The sequence below is a fragment of the Polaromonas sp. P4_F9 genome, from assembly GCF_056401235.1.
Genome location: NZ_JBFUJT010000024.1, coordinates 35,541 through 49,245, shown reverse-complemented (window position 1 = coordinate 49,245; position 13,705 = coordinate 35,541). Strand labels below are relative to the sequence as shown.

General features: G+C 60.9%; 15 protein-coding genes. 9 read left to right on the top strand and 6 right to left on the bottom strand.

Features of this window, described 5'->3' with window-relative positions; all coding sequences use genetic code 11:
* The first annotated feature begins 101 nt into the window (after window positions 1-101).
* Entirely contained in the window at window positions 102-515 is a 414-nt protein-coding gene (locus AC1DUB_RS19725) for a hypothetical protein (RefSeq protein WP_477730917.1), read from the top strand.
* Between the two features lie 37 nt (window positions 516-552).
* On the opposite strand, the gene AC1DUB_RS19720 is transcribed toward AC1DUB_RS19725, so the two are convergent.
* Genes AC1DUB_RS19720 through AC1DUB_RS19705 form a run of 4 tightly spaced genes read right to left on the bottom strand, consistent with a single transcriptional unit; the run spans window position 553 to window position 3,463 of the window.
* A complete protein-coding gene (locus AC1DUB_RS19720) occupies window positions 553-1,191 on the bottom strand; it encodes a glutathione S-transferase (protein ID WP_477730916.1) in 639 nt (212 codons plus the stop codon).
* Between the two features lie 31 nt (window positions 1,192-1,222).
* Window positions 1,223-1,891, bottom strand: coding sequence for a LysE family transporter (locus AC1DUB_RS19715; RefSeq protein ID WP_477730915.1), 669 nt, complete (start codon window positions 1,889-1,891; stop codon window positions 1,223-1,225).
* A 31-nt stretch (window positions 1,892-1,922) separates the two neighbouring features.
* Window positions 1,923-2,378: a putative immunity protein gene (locus tag AC1DUB_RS19710; protein ID WP_477730914.1), complete on the bottom strand. Its 456-nt coding sequence runs from the start codon at window positions 2,376-2,378 to the stop codon at window positions 1,923-1,925.
* Entirely contained in the window at window positions 2,375-3,463 is a 1,089-nt protein-coding gene (locus AC1DUB_RS19705; RefSeq protein ID WP_477730913.1) for an acyltransferase family protein, read from the bottom strand. Before AC1DUB_RS19705 ends, AC1DUB_RS19710 begins: the two co-directional genes overlap by 4 nt.
* Window positions 3,464-3,792: 329 nt before the next feature.
* Between AC1DUB_RS19705 and AC1DUB_RS19700 the strand changes: the two genes are divergently transcribed.
* The 3 genes from AC1DUB_RS19700 (at window position 3,793) to AC1DUB_RS19690 (ending at window position 6,563) form a co-directional block, all read left to right on the top strand.
* Window positions 3,793-4,860 carry a methionine ABC transporter ATP-binding protein gene (locus AC1DUB_RS19700; protein ID WP_477730912.1) on the top strand — a complete coding sequence of 356 codons (1,068 nt, stop codon included), beginning with the start codon at window positions 3,793-3,795 and terminating at the stop codon, window positions 4,858-4,860.
* Window positions 4,850-5,515, top strand: coding sequence for a methionine ABC transporter permease (locus AC1DUB_RS19695; RefSeq protein WP_477730911.1), 666 nt, complete (start codon window positions 4,850-4,852; stop codon window positions 5,513-5,515). The genes AC1DUB_RS19700 and AC1DUB_RS19695 overlap by 11 nt, the downstream gene beginning before the upstream one ends.
* A gap of 250 nt (window positions 5,516-5,765) precedes the next feature.
* The gene (locus AC1DUB_RS19690; protein WP_477730910.1) at window positions 5,766-6,563 is read left to right on the top strand and encodes a MetQ/NlpA family ABC transporter substrate-binding protein; all 798 of its coding nucleotides are present in this window, start codon (window positions 5,766-5,768) and stop codon (window positions 6,561-6,563) included.
* 169 nt (window positions 6,564-6,732) lie between these two features.
* Here AC1DUB_RS19690 and AC1DUB_RS19685 read toward each other — a convergent pair whose 3' ends face one another.
* Window positions 6,733-8,262 carry an MFS transporter gene (locus AC1DUB_RS19685; protein ID WP_477730909.1) on the bottom strand — a complete coding sequence of 510 codons (1,530 nt, stop codon included), beginning with the start codon at window positions 8,260-8,262 and terminating at the stop codon, window positions 6,733-6,735.
* Window positions 8,263-8,640: 378 nt separating this feature from the next.
* On the opposite strand from AC1DUB_RS19685, the gene AC1DUB_RS19680 reads away from it, so the two are divergent.
* Window positions 8,641-9,192, top strand: a complete 552-nt coding sequence (locus tag AC1DUB_RS19680; RefSeq protein WP_477730908.1) for an NADPH-dependent FMN reductase — start codon at window positions 8,641-8,643, stop codon at window positions 9,190-9,192.
* 94 nt (window positions 9,193-9,286) lie between these two features.
* On the opposite strand, the gene AC1DUB_RS19675 is transcribed toward AC1DUB_RS19680, so the two are convergent.
* Window positions 9,287-9,937: an FMN-dependent NADH-azoreductase gene (locus AC1DUB_RS19675; RefSeq protein WP_477730907.1), complete on the bottom strand. Its 651-nt coding sequence runs from the start codon at window positions 9,935-9,937 to the stop codon at window positions 9,287-9,289.
* 204 nt (window positions 9,938-10,141) lie between these two features.
* Here AC1DUB_RS19675 and AC1DUB_RS19670 point away from each other — a divergent pair, with 204 nt between their 5' ends.
* The 4 genes from AC1DUB_RS19670 (at window position 10,142) to AC1DUB_RS19655 (ending at window position 13,704) form a co-directional block, all read left to right on the top strand.
* Entirely contained in the window at window positions 10,142-11,047 is a 906-nt protein-coding gene (locus AC1DUB_RS19670; RefSeq protein WP_477730906.1) for a LysR family transcriptional regulator, read from the top strand.
* Between the two features lie 235 nt (window positions 11,048-11,282).
* Window positions 11,283-11,933 carry a peroxiredoxin gene (locus AC1DUB_RS19665; RefSeq protein WP_477730905.1) on the top strand — a complete coding sequence of 217 codons (651 nt, stop codon included), beginning with the start codon at window positions 11,283-11,285 and terminating at the stop codon, window positions 11,931-11,933.
* Window positions 11,934-12,103: 170 nt separating this feature from the next.
* Window positions 12,104-12,715: an RBBP9/YdeN family alpha/beta hydrolase gene (locus AC1DUB_RS19660; protein WP_477730904.1), complete on the top strand. Its 612-nt coding sequence runs from the start codon at window positions 12,104-12,106 to the stop codon at window positions 12,713-12,715.
* On the top strand, window positions 12,712-13,704 hold the full coding sequence (locus tag AC1DUB_RS19655) for a sulfate ABC transporter substrate-binding protein (RefSeq protein ID WP_011483295.1): 993 nt from the start codon (window positions 12,712-12,714) through the stop codon (window positions 13,702-13,704). The genes AC1DUB_RS19660 and AC1DUB_RS19655 overlap by 4 nt, the downstream gene beginning before the upstream one ends.
* The last annotated feature ends 1 nt before the right edge of the window (window position 13,705 follow it).

The following is a 13,705-nucleotide window of genomic DNA, read 5'->3' as shown; positions in this document are numbered from 1 at the left end:
CCGCGGTGCCCAAACAGCGTTGGCATAAATGACGGCATGGGCGGCATGGGCGACATCGAGGTGTCATTTTCCTCGTGCAAGATTGAGCCTCGTCATTTTTTTTGTTTCACATGCTTCCCGCAATTTCTACCGTTGTTTCCCGTCTCATGATTCGTACACGCTCCATTTCCGTCAAAGAAGCTTCCATCATCGCCGTTGCCGCCTTGGACGACCTCGTGAATGATCTTGTCAAAGCGAGTTGCCTCAACATGTCGCCGGCGTTTCTGGATTGGGTAGCCGACGAAGCGACACCGCTGGTGGATCGGTATGTCGCGCATTTTTTCAATAGCCCGCGGTTTGCCAACAGCCTTCGCATGGGTGACCCGAGGATTGCCATGGCCCGCTGGGTGCGCCACTGGGTGTGCCCGTGGATAGTGGTTAATTTCGACCAACTGGCCGGGTACCTGCCGGAGTTTGCAGAAAGCCGGCCTGCGGGCTTGGCTTCAAGGGCGCCGGCTGCCGCATCATTTGCATGAATTGCCACGCCGCCGCCGCGCTGCGGCAGCGGGTCAGCTAGCGATTGTCGTGGTAAGTGAGGTCGCTGTGGGGCGCCGCCATGAATTCCGGCAGTTGCTCCGCCTGCAACGAGAATTCACGCAAAGCGGGGTAGCGGGTCATGGGTACCACTTCCGGATGCATCGCTTGCGTGAAGTGCCACGCCACCGCCGCGCTCACGCCATCCTGGCCGATGGTGTCGCGGCTCACTGCCAGCGGCTTGCGCTGAAGTTCCGACTCGAGCAAGTCGTAAGCCGCCATTAACTGGCCGGTGACGCGCGCCACCCAGGGTTGATGCAATTTTTCGGCAGGCCGGAGCTTGCGCTCATAGACGATCTGGACGCTTTTTTCACAGGCAGCGAGGGCCAGGCCGATCACGCGCAGGGCCTGCTGGCGTTCTGGAATTGCGGCGGGCATGAGGCTCTTGCGCGGGGCGGCGATCGCTTCGGCGTAGTCGATGATCAGCGTGGAATCCATGAGGACCTGGCCGTCATCACAGACCAGCGAGGGCGCTTTGACCACGGGGTTGATCTGCTGAAACTGGGCGAAGGTGCTGAACACGGAGACCGAGCGATGCTCGAAACGCAGACCGAGAAGCTGCAGGGAAATAGCTACGCGGCGAACGTAAGGTGAGTCAAGCATTCCGATGAGTTGCATGGTTTCTCCTGTTGGAACCGGTCACAAGGATTCAGGGCTTGCCGGCAATGGCGGGCTTGTCTTTTTGCGGAAGTGGCGACGACTGAACAATGAGATCGCGCATCGAACCGAGGGCCAGCGCCAGGAACGCGGCGGCGCACAGTTTGTAGGTGGCCTTGGCCCACCGCGTACCTGCGCGACGAAAGATTCTGTCAACAACTGCCGCGCAGAAGAAAGCCCACACCACCGACGACACCATGAACCCCAAAAAGAAGATGGCGTAGTCGGAGGCCTTTGGTTCATGGATGCCGATGGCCCCAAGGGCGCTTCCCAGGGCGGCCCAATAGGCAATGTTTTGCGGGTTGGTCACGGACAGGAGTACGCCGGCACGCATGGCCCGTTTGGGCTCGACCGTCGCCGAGCCGGTTAAAGAGAACTCCTGGCTGGCGGAAACCCAGGAATCCCGGGCAAGCCAGAAAAGGTACACAGCCCCGGCGATGCCGACGGGCCAGCGAATCCATTCCAATTGAAGGAGCAGTCCTATGCCTGCCAGCCCCAGCAGGGCCCAGAGCGCATCTCCAGCCAGCGATCCGATTTGCACGGCAAGGGCAGGCCGGAACCCGCCGCGTACGCCCTGGCGCACGGTTTCGGCAAACACGGCGCCGGGCGGGGCGTTGAACAGAAGCCCGAGCAGGAAAGCGGAGATGAAGAGGGCGGCCATGAAGATGAGGTGAAAAAAGAAGACCCGACGTTTATACCGCGCAGGCCGCGGCCAGCTCCTTGAATTTCTCAACCTGCCACGCGAACTCGCCCTCAAAAGCCGTCGGATCGGTGACCGCATAGCCGCCATAGCCATAGACGGCAGCGTAAGCCGCGTAGCTGGCCGCTTCAAGGGCACGGCCGGCCAGCGCGTTGGCTACGGCGTAGGTAGCAGAGACGGCCGCATGCGCCGAGCCGTCAATGGAGTTGGAGCCCCGGTGGCTGTTGGCAAGCGCGGCAATTTCCTGCGCGGCCTGTGCCAGGGCGGGCCTATCCAGTTTGCCGTCAACGATGGCCTGAAGCGTAGCAAGGTAATCGATGGCCTTGGGGTCTTCCAGCAGGTGCTGCACACGGGTGGCACAGGCAAGGCCAAAGGCCAGACGAAGCGCTTCGTGGCGTGGTTCATTGATGTGGATGGCGGCCGCTAGGCGCGATAGCTCGTGGTTCATGGCAATTTCCCCGGAGCATTTTGCCGAAATGATGGGCTGAATTTTCGGGGCAGGACTAGTGCCGCCAAATGCCGCTGGCGCCTGGTAATTTCCAGGATGAACAATGGGAGCAGCACGCCTGCGGCAAGGCTTGCCGCACTGTTGAGGTGGCCGTTGTGGCTGATGCGGGAAAGTATCAGGAAGGTCCGTCCCTGAGCGAGGTAATGAAACACCAGGATGAGCAGGCTGCCTGATCCTATGTAGGTCAGCGGACGCCGCAATACCGCATATTTCTGCAACAGCGAAGAGGTGCAGAGAACAATGTAGATGCCCAGGGCAGCCTGTAAGGAAGAAATGAGCGGGTCGCCGTAGAACCTCAGATTCAAATCCATGGTTTCGTCAAAGTAGTAATGCAGCAAGGCGAATGTGGTGGTCGAAACAAGAAACCCGATGGCGCTGAAATGCATCGATATCACCCGTTTCCTGAGCAGGAATCCGAACAGGATACAGGCCGAGCTGATGAATGTCAGGTCAAGGCTCCACGGAAGCCCGGGCAATCGGTTCAGGCCCATGAACGGCAACTGCGAGGTATCGATTTGCCAGAACCAGTCTATGAGCCGTATCCCGGTTACCAGAAGGGCCGAGGCAATCAGGAAGATCCAGGCCCGGCGGTTCCCGGCGGCCGTGGTGGCGCGCAGGATTGCCATGGACACGAGCGACGCCACGAAGAGATGCGGCAAAAACCATAGCGGCGCCCACGCGATGGTGGAGGCGGTGGCATAAATGACACCGGAAAAATAAGCAAGCGGGGATGCATCGGCTGTTGGGACGGCTGCCGGATCGAATGCCTCTGCGATGCCCAGAAATATCAACACAACGAAATACGGCTTCAAAAGGGCGTCTGCCCGGGACAGCGCAAACTTCCCCAGGCGGTCGGAGTCCTTGAGAAACAAGCCCGAGAGAAAAAAGAACAGGGGCAGGTGAAACGAGTAAATAACCCGGAAGAGCTCGCCCTTGTCCTGCAAAACCGCCCAGTTATGACCAAGCACAACCAGGATGATTGCGATGCCTTTGGTTATGTCTACGGTGGCGTTACGGCTGGTCATGGCGAGCGGTCAGTCAAGTGTCGTCATTTCATGCGCGCCAAGCCTCGTGGAGGCGGTGGCGGTAGAACTTGGACACACCATTTTTCCCCAGCTGGGTTTTTCACGGGATGGGCGGCCGATTCACCGTATTTAAATACTGCGGAAAGGGCACAGGCACAGGCGCTGTCCTGCTTTGCAGGAATTGCATTTTTGATACAAACTACTTAATAATCTATTCAATCTATTTAATATTCTTTTGAGTTTTGATGAGATGCCTCTAAATTCCCTACCTGTTCCAAAAAAAGAGCCCACCACGCTTGCGTAAAAGGTGAGGGGCATAACGGGTTTTCATGATCGAGCTCAAGGGTATTTTTCAAACGTACAAGGGGTCCACGGGCCCGGTCGAGGCGTTGAGGGGCGTCGACCTTCAAATCAATCCCGGCGAGGTATACGGCATCATTGGCCGCAGCGGTGCGGGCAAAAGTTCGCTGGTGCGGGTGATCAACCTGCTGAACCGGCCCACCGCCGGCCAGGTGCTGGTGGATGGCCGGGAACTGACCTCGCTGAACGGCGATGCATTGCGTGTGGCGCGGCGCGACATCGGCATCATTTTTCAGCACTTCAATCTGCTCTCGTCGCGCACGGTGTATGGCAACGTGGCCTTGCCACTGGAAATTGCGGGCCTGTCCGCTGCGGACATCAAGGCCCGCGTCGAACCGCTGCTCGACCTGGTGGGTCTGTCGGCGCTGGCAGACCGTTACCCGGCGCAGATCAGCGGCGGGCAAAAGCAGCGGGTGGGCATTGCGCGTGCGTTGGCCAACCGGCCCAAGGTGCTGCTGTCCGACGAGGCAACGTCTGCCCTGGACCCTGAAACCACGCGCTCCATCCTGGGTCTGCTCCAGCAGATCAACAAGGAGTTCGGGTTGACGATTGTGCTGATCACGCACCAGATGCAGGTGATCAAGCAGGTGGCCGACCGGGTGGCGGTGATTGATGCCGGGCGCATTGTCGAAAGTGGCCCGGTGATTGACGTTTTCACCCGCCCGCAACATGACACCACGCGCAGCCTGATTGCCGAGATCGTGCCGCAGGACTTGCCCGAGAGCGTGCTGGCGCGCATACGCACGCTGATGAGTGCCGAGCACCCCGAAGAAGGGCAGCTGTTGCGCCTGGCGTTTGCGGGCGACGAGTCTGACAGGCCCTTGTTGTCGGACGTGATTCGCCGCTTTGGCATTGACCTGTCCATCGTGCATGGCCAGATCGATGAGATTCAGGGCAAGCCGTTTGGCACGCTGGCGGTGTTTGCGCGCGGTGCGCGCGAGCAGCTCAACGCCGCGGTGGCGCATTTGCGCGGCGCCGGCGTGTATGTCGATCAGGTCCACAGCGCATCAACTTTGGAGCTCAGCCATGTTCAGTAATTTTTCGCAGGCCCTGCTGGAGCTGTTTGTCAGCTCGCTGTGGGAAACCATCGTCATGGTCGGCATTTCAGGCCTGGTGGGTGCGTTGATCGGCGTTCCGCTGGGCGTTTTCCTGCGGCTGACGGACGAGGGCGGCGTGCTGCAGAACGCGGGCGTGAACCGCGTGGTCGGCGGCATCGTGAACGCGGTGCGCTCCACGCCTTTCATCATCCTGCTGGTGGCCATCATTCCGCTGACGCGCCTTCTCACGGGTTCATCCATTGGCACGGCGGCAGCCGTGGTGCCGCTCACGATTGCGGCGGCGCCTTTTATTGCGCGGCTGGTGGAAACCTCGCTGCGCGAGGTCGATCACGGCCTGATTGAAGCGGCGCTGGCCATGGGCGCGACCACGCGGCAGATCGTGCTCAAGGTGCTGCTGCCCGAGGCGCTGCCCGGCATTGTGGCGGGCCTGACGATCACCTTTGTGAGCCTGACCGGCTACTCGGCCATGGCCGGCGCCATCGGCGGCGGCGGGCTGGGTGACCTGGGTATTCGCTACGGCTATCAGCGCTTTTTGCCGGAAGTGATGCTGGCGGTGGTGCTGGTGCTGATTCTGTTTGTGCAGGCGGTGCAAAGCCTGGGTGACTGGGCCGTGCGCAGGTTGAGCCACAAATGAATCTGGTCTTGAATTGGTTTTTCTCCCTCTCCCAAGGGGGAGAGGTGGCAAGACATGAATCGGCATTGCCACAGCGATGTTGATGAATGGTCAAGTTCCTCCCTCTCCCTCTGGGAGAGGGCAGGGGTGAGGGCCGGCGGCAGTCGATCTGCTGCCACCGGTGCCAACGCCGCGAACCCTCACCCCAACCCTCTCCCAGGGGGAGAGGGGGTAAGACACAACAATTTTTCAATCATCCAAAGGAAACACCATGAACAAACGCACCCTCATCCAGTCCGCCATCGCGCTGGCACTTGCAAGCTCCTTCACCGGCGCCGTGCTCGCGCAAGACAAGCCGCTGAAAATCGGCGTCACCGCCGGCCCGCACGCGCAGATTTTTGAGCAGGTCAAAAAGATTGCCGAAAAAGACGGCCTGAAAATCCAGATCGTCGAGTTCAGCGACTACATCCAGCCCAACGCCGCGCTGGCCGCCGGCGACCTGGACGGCAACAGCTACCAGCACAAGCCTTTCCTCGACCAGCAAGTCAAGGACCGCGGCTACAAGATCGTCAACGTCGGCTACACCGTCAACTTCCCGATTGGCCTGTATTCCAAAAAGGTCAAGAGCCTGGCTGAGTTGAAGGAAGGTGCGCGCTTCGGCATCCCGAACGACCCGACCAACGGCGGCCGCGTGCTGCTGGTGCTGCAGGACAAGGGCCTGATCAAGCTCAGGCCTGAGGCCGGCCTCAAGGCCACACCGCTGGACGTGATCGACAACCCGAAAAAACTCAGGTTTGTGGAACTGGACGCGGCGCAACTGCCGCGCTCACTGGACGACCTGGACGCCTCGGCCGTCAACACCAACTACGCGCTGTCAGCGGGGCTGAACCCCGCCAAGGACGCGATTGCGCAGGAAGCGGCCAAATCACCTTACGTCAACCTGCTGGCTGTGCGCGAGCAAGACAAGGACAAGCCCTGGGTGGCCAAGCTGGTCAAGGCCTACCACTCTGAAGAAATCCGCAAGTTCATCCAGACCGAATTCAAGGGGTCGGTGCTGGCCGGGTTCTGACAGGCCCTAGTACTACAACCCGAAAATATCGAAACATGAAAGCGCGTCTTCGCACCCATGGCGGCGTTGCAATTTTTGCGAAGGCGTAAAGCCTTCGCTGCAGCTTGCGCCTTGCCCTGGGCACGAATCCATCGCTTTCATTATGTTTCGCTACTTCCGGGTTGCAGTACTAGCGTTTTGTAACCGGCGCGGGTGCAGGCGATAAAAACATGGCGGCACAGGCTGCCGAGGCCAGCGCGCACAACACGGCTGCCAGCACCACCCAGCGAAACGCGTGGATCAGCGTAGGCGCGGGTGCGCCGTCCAGGGGCCCGCCCAAGGCTGCGGCAAACACCACGCCCAGCACGGCCACTGCGAGCAAGCCCGCCACCCGCGCCACCGCGTTGTTCACGCCTGAGGCCACCCCGGCGTGGGCCGACGACACCGCGTTCATCACGGTGGTGGTGAGCGGTGCAATGGCAATCGTCATGCCCAGGCCCAGCACCACCATGGCCGGAAAAAAGCCCGCCCAGTAAGACCAGCCCACACCCGGCAGCGCCATCAACGCCAGGCCGGCAGCGGCGATCACCGGACCGCAGATAAGCATGAGCCTGGCGCCAAAACGATCCATGGCCTTGCCGGCCGCAGAGGACAGCAAGCCCAAAATGATGGAGAAGGGCAGCAGCGTGGCACCCGCTGCGGTGGCCGAATAGCGGAAGGCGCCAATCAGCACAAAGGGCAGAAAAAACAGCACGCCGACCAGCGCAAAGTACAGCAGCAGTGTCAGCAGATTGGCACCGACAAAGTCGCGCGACCTGAAAAGCGCCGGCGGCATCATGGGCGCACGCACCCGCGCCTGCGCCACGGCAAAAGCAGCCAGCCCGACTACGCCAAACACCAGAGGCCACAGCACGCTCGCGTGGCCCCATCCGCGCTCGGGCGCCAGCGTCAGCCCATAGGTGAGGGCACCCAGCCCGCTGGCCACCAGCAACACACCGAGCCAGTCGAAATGCCGCGGCGCATCGGGGTCGCGGCTGTCGGGCACGGCATAGACGGCCAGCCAGATGGTGGCCACGGCCAGCGGTACGTTCAGGAAAAAGATGGCGCGCCACGACACTGCATCGACCAGCCAGCCGCCCAGTACCGGACCCGCCGCACCCGTGATGGACGCCCAAGCCGCCCAAGTGCCAATCGCCTTGCCGCGTGCGTCGCCTTCAAACACGTTGCCAATAATGGCCAGGCTGGCAGGCACCAGCAGCGCCGCGCCCACGCCCTGCAGCGCCCGCGCGGCAATCAGGGCCAGCGTGCCGGAGGCCAGCCCGCAGGCCGCCGACGCGGCGGTAAAAAGCGCAATGCCGGTGATGAAAATGCTGCGCCGCCCGAACCTGTCCCCCAGCGAGCCACCCACCAGCACTAGCGAACCCAGCGCCAGCAGATAGGCGTTGATGACCCACTGCATGGCCGCCAGGCCGGCGCCGGCGCTACTGGCAAAGTCGCGCTGGATGGCGGGCAGGGCAATGTTGACGACCGAGCCGTCGATGAAGGCCATGGACGAACCGAGGACGGTGGCGGCCAGGGCATAGCCTTTTCGGGCGGCGGCGTCTGCACCGGCAGAAGATGGCTGCGAAGTCAGTAGGGAAGAGGCCGAGGAAGTGCTGGGCAAGCAGCGTTGTGCCTGAATGACTCCTTTGTCACAAGGAGATTGCGCGTTACCCAGCATGGACTTTTTCGTTATTGGGGAGTTAAGTCGGGCATAGAACCGACAGCAGGCGGGAAGGCTCTGAATGCGCAGAACGCCCGAGCGCTGTGGCAGTTCTTTTGGGATTATGTCGGCGTCATGGCGGCGCTGTCTATCGCGCGCAAGCGTCGCGGCCCTCGTCGGCCAGTCAGCTGCCATCAAGCTTTTCGCCGTGCTTTTCAAGTTCCCACTTGAACGGCGTGCCGCTGGGCAAGCGGCTGCCTGATTGATTGAACGTGAATCAGCGTGATGAGGCGTATTGTTAGCTTCAGTCCTACAAAGCACTTGCTCGAAGTGCTTTACATATGGGGGCTGTCATTTCCATTCAATCAACGTCTGATCGATTTCCTGGAGAATCTCATGGCCAAATACACCATTGCCGTCGTCGTCGGCAGTCTTCGCAAGGATTCCTTCAACAAGAAACTCGCCAAGGCGCTGGAAAAGCTGTTTCCGGCCGAGTTCAGCTTTACCCATCTGCGCATTGACGATTTGCCGCTGTACAACCAGGACGACGACGGAAACCCGTCCGAGCAGGTCAAGCGCATCAAGGGCGAGATCGCCGCGGCGCAGGGTTTGTTGTTTGTCACGCCCGAGTACAACCGCTCACTGCCCGGCGTGCTAAAAAACGCCGTTGACCACGCTTCGCGCCCCTACGGCCAGAACGCATGGGCGGGCAAGCCCGCGGGTGTGATCGGAATCTCCGTCGGCGCCCTTGGCACGGCACTGGCCCAGCAGCACTTGCGCAACATCCTGGCTTACCTCGATGTGCCGGTACTGGGCCAGCCCGAGGCGTTCGTTCAGGCCAAAGAGGGGGTTTTCAATGCGGACGGCAGCGCTGGGGATGGCATCAAGAAGTTTTTGCAGGGCTGGGTGGACCAGTATGTAGCCTGGGTGAAAACGCACGTGGGTTAAGCACATGGGTTAATTTGATCCCGGTGGCAGGCTCGCTCGGACATGCAAAAAAAAAGCCCGCAACCGCAGGCTTTTTTGTGGGTGCCTGAAGACGTCAGGCGGCCAATGCGGCCAGGGGCTGGTTGGCTGCCACCGTGGTTTGTGCCTTGATTTCAACTTCAGCCGCTGCCAGCGCTGCGGCCTTGGCCCCTTCGCCCATGGCCAGACCTTCGGCGCGCACAAAGCGTACGTCGGTGATGCCGAAGAAACCAAACACCACCTTCAGGTAGCTTTCCTGGTGCTCCATGGCGCTGGCAGCGTCGCTGGTGGAGTACACGCCGCCACGGGTAGAGGCAACGATCACGGTTTTGCCGCCGGCCAGGCCAACAGGGCCTGTGTCGGTGTATTTGAAGGTGCGGCCAACTTGTGCCACGCGGTCAATCCAGGCCTTGAGCTGGCTGGGAATGGCGAAGTTGTACAGCGGAGCACCGACCACGATCACATCGGCCGCCACAAACTGGGACACCAGGGCTTCAGAAATGGCGTTTTCACGTTTTTGCGCGTCGTTCAGCTCAGCACCGGCAGGGGCCCGAAAACCGAGGGATTCGGCCGACAGGTGGCTGGGGGTCTCCATCGCCAGGTCCAGGTAGCTGACTTCAGTGCCGGGGTTGCTGGCGCGCCACGAGGCGACGATTTGTGCCGTGAGTTGGCGGGAAACCGAGTTGCCGCCAAGAATGCTGGAGTCGATGTGAAGCAGTTTGCTCATGATGAATTTCCTTGGGTTGAAGTTGAATCAGGTTGTTGGCCGTATTCACCATGAATCGCAGCCATGGATAGATTGTGCGGGTGTGTCGATTGTTTGATAAGTCGGCAAAAATGCGATAGATTGTCCTGCCTATGTGGCTAATCTGTGCCCTGAATCCCGCTACACCCGCTACACCCGCTACAAGATCAAAAACGGAGGAATTTCATGCAGGACCTGAATGACATGCTGTACTTTGCCGAGGTGGCAGAGCGGGGCGGTTTTGCAGCCGCGGGGCGCTCGCTGGGCCTGCCCAAATCGCGCCTGTCGCGTCGGGTGGCCGAGCTGGAGCTGCGACTCGGCGTGCGACTGTTGCAGCGCACCACCCGCAAGCTCTCGCTGACAGAAATAGGCGAGATCTACCTGCGCCACTGCAGTGCCATGCGGGATGAAGCCCTGGCGGCCGCCGAAGCGGTGGCCCAGATCCAGGTGGAGCCCCGCGGCACCGTGCGCATTACCTGCCCGGTCACGCTGGCGCAAAGCACGGTGGGCTACCTGGTGCCGCGCTTCATGGCGCTGCATCCCCAGGTCAAGATCGACATGCGCGTGACCAACCGGGTGGTGGATCTCGTGGAGGAGGGCATAGACATTGCGCTGCGGATAAGGCCCACGCTGGAAGACAGTGGCAGCCTGGTGGTGAAAAACCTGGGGTCGAGCGGCGGCGAATTGCTGGCCAGCCCAACGCTGCTGGCCCGCCAGGGAAGACCCGAAAAGCCCGAAGACCTGATGAAGCTGGACACCGTGGCCATGTCATGGGTGGATGGCCGTTCGTCCTGGACCCTGCTGGGGCCCGAGGGGCAAGAGTTCGTGTTGCAGCACCAGCCGCGCTATGTGGCTGACGATTTACAGACGCTCAAGCTGGCCGTGCTGGCGGGTACGGGCATAAGCTTTTTACCCAATTCGCTTAGCGCCGCAGAGCAGCAGGCCCAGTTGCTGGTGCCCGTGCTGCCCGGCTGGGCGCCCAGGCCCGGCGTGGCCCATGCCGTGTTTCCGTCGCGGCGCGGTCAGGTGCCTGCGGTGAGAAGTTTTCTGGATTACCTGGGGGAGCGTATGAGGGGTGATAGTCTGGCTTAAGGTTCAGGGCTCTTATTAGGCTGGTTGGCCGGGGGTGGGCCCAGCCAACAACCCCCAGAGGAGACCTCCCCCACCCGAAAGCACAAAACCAAGCCTGACGGCCAAACTTAAAACTATCAACCCAAAACATTGTTATGCAAAAGTAGAGATAAATTAAGAGATATATATTCTTTTGAGTTTTAACGCTTGCTCCCCACAATGCCTTTTTTAGTTCAGCAATCACAAGGAACAAACCATGGCAACTCTCCGACTCGGCGACATCGCCCCTGACTTCACACAAGACTCCACAGAAGGGAAGATTTCCTTTCACGAGTGGGCGGGCGATTCCTGGGTTGTGCTGTTTTCCCACCCCGCTGACTTCACGCCGGTATGCACCACCGAACTGGGCAAAACCGCAGCCCTGGGCAGCGAATTTGCCAAACGCAATGTCAAACCCATCGCAATCAGCGTGGACCCGCTGGAGTCGCACGGCAAGTGGGTGAATGACATCAACGAGACGCAAAGCACCACGGTGAACTTCCCCATCCTGGCCGATGCTGACCGCAAGGTGGCCAACCTGTACGACATGATTCACCCGAACGCCTTGAGCACCGGCCCCACGGCCACGGTGCGCAGCGTGTTCATCATCGACCCGAAAAAGGTGATTCGCACCACCTTCACTTACCCCGCCAGCACCGGCCGCAATTTCGACGAGATTCTGCGTGTCATTGACTCGCTGCAGCTGACCGACGGCTACAAGGTGGCCACGCCCGTGAACTGGAAAGACGGCGACGATGTGATCATCGTGCCCAGCCTGCAGGACCCGGCCGAGTTGGCCCAGCGTTTTCCCAAGGGATTCAAGGCCGTCAAGCCTTACCTGCGCATCACACCGCAGCCCAACAAGTAAATGGCCCCCACGTTTTTCGCTTCGCGTAATGCGCTGCCCCCCGAGGGGGCCGCTGCGCCTGCGGCCCGGCAAAGCCGGTTTCGCGGCCCCGGCTTGCAAACGGCAGTGCCGTTGCCCGCAGTGGCGCCTGGCGTGGCTCACTTGCTTGAAACCCGCTGAGGATCATCATTTTGCGCTTCATCATTGTTCCCGGCTGGCGCGACTCCGGCCCCGGCCACTGGCAGAGCTTGTGGGCCGAGCGCCTGCATGGCGCGGCGCGTGTGCAGCAGGACGACTGGATCACGCCTTCCCGCAAAGCTTGGGTGGACACCATCGCCCGTACCATCGCGCTGCAGGACGAACCGGTGGTGATCGTGGCGCACAGCCTGGGCTGCATTGCCAGCGCGCATTTGCCGCCTGAGGCGGTAGAGCGCATCAAGGGAGCCTTGCTGGTGGCGCCGGCCGACCCCGAGCGGCGTGCCGTGTTCAGCGACTTCGCTCCGGTGCCTCACCAAAAGCTGCCTTACCGCAGTGTGCTGGTGGCCAGCAGCAATGACCCGTACTGCCCGGTGCGCCTGGCCGGGGCCTATGCCCGCGCCTGGGGCAGCGAACTGGTGCGGATGCAGGACGCGGGCCACATCAACATCGAGTCGGGCCATGGCGAATGGCCGCTGGGCATGGCCCTGTTGCAGTCGCTGGCAGGCGATGCGCCCCTGACGGCGGCCCACCCTGGTTTTTCATCCTCATCCTTAACATCTTCTTCACCTTCTTCTTCCTCTCTTGGATCCCTGGAAACGGCATGACTTCAAAATTCAAAATCGCTCTTGCAACCCTGGCGCTGGTCACGGGCGGCATCTCCTCGGCGCAAACTTTGCTCAACGGCTCGTACGACGTGGCGCGCGAGTTCTACAAGGACTACAACGCAGCCTTCATTGCCCACTACAAGAAAACCACCGGCAAGGATGTGAAGGTCGACCAGTCGCACGGCGGCTCCAGCGCCATTGCGCGCTCCGTGGCCGATGGCCTGGACGCTGACGTGGTGACCATGAACACCAGCACCGACGTGGAGTTTCTGGCCAATGCCGGTGTCGTGGCCAAAGACTGGGCCAAGCGCTTTCCGGACAATGCCTCGCCCACCACCTCCACCATGCTGTTCCTGGTGCGCAACGGCAACCCCAAGGGCATCAAGGACTGGGATGACCTGGTCAAGCCGGGCATCCAGGTGATCGTGGTCAACCCCAAAACCGGCGGCAACGGCCGCTACGCTTACCTGGCGGCCTGGGGCTATGCGAAGAAGAAGGGCGCCAGCGACGCGCAGGCCGCCGAGTTTGTCGGCAAGCTCTACAAAAACGTACCCGTGCTGGGCAAGGGCGGGCGCGATGCCACCACGGTGTTCCTGCAACGCAATATTGGCGACGTGCTGATCACCTTCGAATCGGAAGTGCTGTCGGTGAACAAGGAGTTTGGCGAAGGCAAGGTGGACGCGATTTACCCGTCCATCAGCATCCTGGCTGAAAACCCGGTGGCCGTGGTGGAGCGTACCGTGGCGAAGAAGGGCACGGCAGACCTTGCCAAGGCGTATCTCAACTACCTCTACTCGGACGAAGGCCAGGAAATTGCCGCCCGCCATGCGCTGCGCCCGCGCTCGCAGGCCGTGCTCAAAAAGTACGCCAACACCTTCAAGCCCGTGCAGCTGTTCACTGTGCAGGAGTTGTTTGGCTCCCTGAGTGAAGCGCAAAAAGTCCACTTCAATGACGGCGGACAGTTCGACAAGCTTTACACCGTCAAGTAAG